This is a genomic window from Vibrio sp. RM-69-4 (genome assembly GCF_024743775.1).
In the GTDB taxonomy this organism is placed as follows: Bacteria; Pseudomonadota; Gammaproteobacteria; order Enterobacterales; family Vibrionaceae; genus Vibrio; species Vibrio anguillarum.
Genome location: NZ_JAMQXI010000047.1, coordinates 1 through 4295, shown reverse-complemented (window position 1 = coordinate 4295; position 4295 = coordinate 1). Strand labels below are relative to the sequence as shown.

Below are 4295 nucleotides of genomic sequence, written 5' to 3'. Positions count from 1 at the left end.
CGTTCTCGGAGGATTTTAGTCTTGGAAGAATTAGTTCAGAAATTAGCATTAATTGATGAGCTAGAAACTTGGAAAGAATATAGCCAAGGTTTTAGTCCTCAGGATAAGAAATTAGCTTTTGAGCGTGCTCAGGCTCTGTGGATAGCACGAAAGGTTTCTGAGAATGCGCTTTATCTTCATCCTGATGTTATTTCCGATCTTCAACGTCAAAGTTGGATTCCAAATGATTTACAAAAGCGCATGATTTGGGCTAGCGTTTTGGTATCTGCTGAGGGTGTTCGAAGTAGAGAACGTTTTAAATCAATTAAAAATAGTCCCATAAATAGATATGGTCGAGATTGGTGGGAAGACGTTTATAAACGTCAGAAACCAGCTTTTGCGGCAAAAGAACGTATTCGCAAGCAAATTGCTTCTAATGGCGCCGCGGTTAATATGCTGATGGCAAATACTCATCTATTTGGGGAAGTGGCAAGAGATCAAATTACTTCTGCTTTGAGTATGGTCCCCAAGTGGTAAACACGTATAACAAAGCGTTTAAGACGGACTCCCAACGCATGGCGTTTTCGGCTTACTTTGGTTTAAGTGTTTATGTCACAATGGTTTAGGTAAGGTGGTTAGCGTTGCTCGCCACTTAACGCGGCGTTATGTGTAATTCAGTCAAAGAGAACTACATATGAATCATCTAGCGATGGCTGTCGTAATAAAGAATAAGCTTGTTTTGGTACAAAAACGGTTCAGAAAAAATACTGGGATGATTTTTGAGTTTCCGGGTGGTTCTATTGATGCCGGTGAGTCAGGAGAACAAGCAGCTATTCGTGAACTCTGGGAGGAAACTGGGCTGAGAAATTTAAAGCTCATTGGCACTCATAAGTCCATCAACGAGAATGGCGGCGATATTTATCATGTTGTTTTCAGCGCTTCGATGGACGCAGAGCCTAAAGAGATCGAACCTTACCGACAACAAACGTTTTATTGGTTTGAGGCTTCCCAAATTCCACTGAATGACTTTTATAGTGCTGATGTAAATTTCATCATGGAACATTTGGGCAGTTACACATAACAAACGCCTCAAGAGGGACTGTCAACGCGTGGCGTTTCCAGTCCCATTGAGCCGCGGTGGTTACGGTTGTTGTGTTTGAGTTTAGCGTTATGCGTTGTCAGCCCCTTAGGCGGGCGTTAGGCAAAGTGAGTTTTTATCAGCTAAATCGAGTTGGAATTGAACGGTAAACTCCATGTTTTGTGGCTTAACTTAAGCAATAAATAATCATCACATATTTGTTGTTTCTTGATCGTGTTGGGTTGTTTATAGTTGTAAATTCAGCGGCAAAATAACCTTCAGCATCCAAACGTCCGCCGAGCATGCTACGCTCGTCACTTTTCTTCCAAATCGCTCAATTTGAGTTTTTTTGTTTCTTTGCTGATTTAGCATTTTGATTTATAAATAAATCGGTTAGTTTGTTTTAAGTTTGTAAAAATCCCTGTTCTTTGGTTTTGAAAGTGTCGTTGTCAATCTGTTGGCCTAACAAACGGCTCAAGAGGGATTGCCAACGCGTGGCGACTTTAGTGCAAAATTGAAATTCAGTGTTTACAGTGTGTTTTTTGGGTGCGGCGGCGCGTTGTCAACCCCTTAGCCGGGCGTTAGTTGCCCACCGACTACAATCAATCGGTAGGGAATTTCTGCTTCTGGTGTAGAACTCGCATTATGCGAATAATTGAACCTTCTACCCAGTACGAAACGATCATTGAGATTTCGGGAATAATGAGTAATCGTCCTCGAATTCCATCCCGTTGAACACCCATCAATGGTTGTTCGAGTAAGTTTTCTACTTTAGCCTCAATAATGTCATCAGTTTTTTCAGCCGCATCAGGGTTAAAGTCATAAAGAAACTCAAAGATCTTCTCACGATCATTTAGCGATTCTTCTTCCCATAAAATCATTGCTGGCCTCGATTACGAATTTTGGCCTTTCGTTCAGCCATTCGTGCTTTAGCTGAATTATGTTCAACAAATGAAGATTTTCCTGAGTCAAACTTCTCAAATGCTAGGTTTATTTGTTCAGTTAACCAAGCGTCATGAGATAATGTTTTTCTTTGTTGCTCAGCCATTTGTTCAGTAAGTTCACGGCAAGCATCGCTGAGTGTGCGACCTTGGCTCTCAGCCATTTGTTGGGCTAAACGTTTAATTTCGTCATCAACACGAAATTGAATTCTAGTGTCCATGAGTAGCTCCCTAAGTTTGCGTGTGTACAAATGTTAGCACTAGGATCGAGCAAGGGCAACTAACAAACGGCTCAAGAGGGATTGTCAACGCGTGGCGGCTTTGGTGCAAAATTGAAGTTCAGCGTTTACAGTGTGTTTTTTGAGTTCAGCGGTGCGTTGTCAACCCCTTAGCCGGGCGTTAGGCAAGGTGAGTTTTTATCAGCTAAATCGAGTTGAAATTGAACGGTAAATCCCATGTTCTGTGGCTTAACTTAAGCAATAAATCGTCATCACATATTTGTTGTTTCTTGATCGCGTTGGGTTGTTTATCGCTGTGAATTCATCGGCAAAATAACCTTCAGCATCCAAACGTCCGCCGAGCATGCTACGCTCGTCACTTTTCTTCCAAATCGCTCAATTTGAGTTTTTTGTTTCTTTGCTGATTTAGCATTTTGGTTTATAAATGAATCGGTTAGTTGGTTTAAAATTCACAAAAAATCTCGTTCTTTGGTTGTGAAAGTGTCGGTGTCAATTGGTTGGCCTAACAAACGGCTCAAGAGGGATTGTCAACGCGTGGCGGCTTTAGTACAAAATTGAAGTTCAGTGTTTACGGTGTGTTTTTTGAGTTCGGTGGTGCGTTGTCAACCCCTTAGCCGGGCGTTAGGCAAAGTGAGTTTTTATCAGCTAAAACGAGTTTGAATTGAACGGCAAATCCTATGTTTTGTGGCTTAGCTTAAGCAATAAATAATCATCACATATTTGCTGTTTCTTGATCGCGTTGGGTTTTTATCGCTGTGAATTCATCGGCAAAATAACCTTCAGAATCCAAACGTCCGCCGAGCATGCTACGCTCGTCACTTTTCTTCCAAATCGCTCAATTTGAGTTTTTTTGTTTCTTTGCTGATTTAGCATTTTGATTTATAAATAAATCGGTTAGTTTGTTTTAAGTTTGTAAAAATCCCTGTTCTTTGGTTTTGAAAGTATCGTTGTCAATCGGTTGGCCTAACAAACGGCTCAAGAGGGATTGCCAACGCGTGGCGGCTTTAGTTCAAAATTGAAGTTCAGTGTTTACGGTGTGTTTTTTGAGTTCGGCTATGCGTTGTCAACCCCTTAGCCGGGCGTTATGCAACTCAGGTAAATTTAGGGGTTCAATCTTTTTAGGTTTCTCCGGCCATTCGTTTTGTGTTGTCGGCAAATGAGCTTTTTTACCTTCAAATTCATTATGAACTCAAGCCGTAAAACAGGCAAAGTTCTTTGTTTGCCTCAATCGGTTTTAGCGTTGGCTTGCTGCCAATTCAGCGGGCGCAAAGTGTGGAAAGGGCAAGTTTATCGAGCATTTTGTACTTGCTGAAAATCTTGCTTGTTGAGTTTGTCTCATTCAAAAGCTTGGTTTGTTGTTGAAAGGTGGGCTTTGTTTTGGCGGCTTATTTATCACAGTTCTGGCTTGGGTTGGTTCTTGAATCACTCAACCATTGCAATGGTGGCTTTTGGTCGTGTAAATTCAGTTTATCTCATTGAATTTGCATAACAAACGGCTCAAGAGGGATTGCCAACGCGTGGCGACTTTAGCGCAAAATTGAAGTTCAATGTTTACAGTGTGTTTTTTGAGTTTGGCGGTGCGTTGTCAACCCCTTAGCCGGGCGTTAGGCAAAGTGAGTTTTATCAGCTAAATCGAGTTGGAATTGAACGGTAAATTCAAGGTTTTCTGGCTTAAGTTAGGCAATAAATAGTCATCACATATTTGTTGTTTCTTGATCGCGTTGGGTTGTTTGTCGTTGTGAGTTTAGCGGTAAAATAACCTTCAGCATCCAAACGTCCGCCGAGCATGCTACGCTCGTCACTTTTCTTCCAAACCGCTCAATTTGAATTTTTTTGTTTCTTTGCTGATTTAGCATTTTGGTTTATAAATGAATCGGTTAGTTGGTTTAAAATTCACAAAAAATCTCGTTCTTTGGTTGTGAAAGTCTCGGTGTCAATTGGTTGGCCTAACAAACGCTTCAAGAGGGACTGCCAACGCGTGGCATTTTTATCATGCGTTGGGTTTCGTGATTATGGTGTTATGCGGAAAGTTGGTAGTAGCGTTGTCTGCCCCTTAAG

At 41.4% G+C, this 4295-nt stretch carries 4 protein-coding genes; 2 read left to right on the top strand and 2 right to left on the bottom strand.

The features are described from left to right. Both NB504_RS06720 and NB504_RS06715 read left to right on the top strand, forming a co-directional pair. Positions 1 to 516 (top strand): hypothetical protein (locus tag NB504_RS06720; protein ID WP_258428532.1); only part of this gene is annotated, 516 nt, incomplete at its 5' end. Between the two features lie 157 nt (positions 517 to 673). Beyond that, a complete protein-coding gene (locus NB504_RS06715) occupies positions 674 to 1060 on the top strand; it encodes an NUDIX hydrolase (protein WP_153734412.1) in 387 nt (128 codons plus the stop codon). A gap of 599 nt (positions 1061 to 1659) precedes the next feature. Here the strand turns inward: NB504_RS06715 and NB504_RS06710 are convergent. Together NB504_RS06710 and NB504_RS06705 are read right to left on the bottom strand one after the other, a co-directional pair. Then, on the bottom strand, positions 1660 to 1938 hold the full coding sequence (locus NB504_RS06710) for a type II toxin-antitoxin system mRNA interferase toxin, RelE/StbE family (protein WP_010320663.1): 279 nt from the start codon (positions 1936 to 1938) through the stop codon (positions 1660 to 1662). Further along, positions 1935 to 2219: a type II toxin-antitoxin system RelB/DinJ family antitoxin gene (locus NB504_RS06705; protein WP_017040620.1), complete on the bottom strand. Its 285-nt coding sequence runs from the start codon at positions 2217 to 2219 to the stop codon at positions 1935 to 1937. Before NB504_RS06705 ends, NB504_RS06710 begins: the two co-directional genes overlap by 4 nt. Positions 2220 to 4295: the final 2076 nt, after the last annotated feature.